Origin of the sequence: Corallococcus sp. CA053C (assembly GCF_003611675.1) — a bacterium.
GTDB lineage: Bacteria > Myxococcota > Myxococcia > Myxococcales > Myxococcaceae > Corallococcus.
In genome coordinates this window covers 1-478 of the sequence record NZ_RAWA01000858.1, presented here as the reverse complement: position 1 = coordinate 478, position 478 = coordinate 1, and the positions used below count along the sequence as shown (strand labels likewise).

Here is a 478-nt window from a genome sequence, read left to right as displayed (position 1 = left end):
GGTGCGGGTGGCCACCGAATCGTGCATCGACGCAGTGTTCGCGCTGATCAGCGCCGATTCCGGACTGGACCCGCACCGCGCCCGGATGATCGCGGTGGGCTTGGTCGGAATGAGCGTCGACTGCGCCAGATACTGGCTGGACGCCGACAAGCCGATTTCCAAGTCCGACGCCTTCGAGGGCACCGTGCAGTTCGCCTGGGGCGGGTTGTCCCACGTCCCGCTTACCCGCTCGTAGCAACCTTTCCGGCGGACCCAGCTGCGGCGTCCACCCCGACGCCGAAGCCCACCCGGCGGGCGTCTGCGACACCGATCTCGACATAGGCGATCCTGGCGGTGTGAATTAGGAAGCGACGGCCCCGCTCGTCGGTCAGGGTCAGCAAACCAGAGTCGTCGCGCAGCGCGTTGCTGACGAGTTCTTCTACCTCACTGGGCGTCTGCGCACTGGAGAACACCAGCTCGCGCGGACTGTCCGTGATAC

At 66.3% G+C, this 478-nt stretch carries 1 protein-coding gene and 1 pseudogene; one reads left to right on the top strand and one right to left on the bottom strand.

What is annotated here, in order from left to right:
• Positions 1-235: pseudogene (locus D7V97_RS43600) on the top strand (TetR/AcrR family transcriptional regulator); the annotation flags it as partial.
• On the opposite strand, the gene D7V97_RS43595 reads toward D7V97_RS43600, so the two are convergent.
• Positions 222-478 (bottom strand): DUF3107 domain-containing protein (locus D7V97_RS43595; protein WP_147445284.1); only part of this gene is annotated, 257 nt, incomplete at its 5' end. The pseudogene D7V97_RS43600 and the gene D7V97_RS43595 overlap by 14 nt on opposite strands.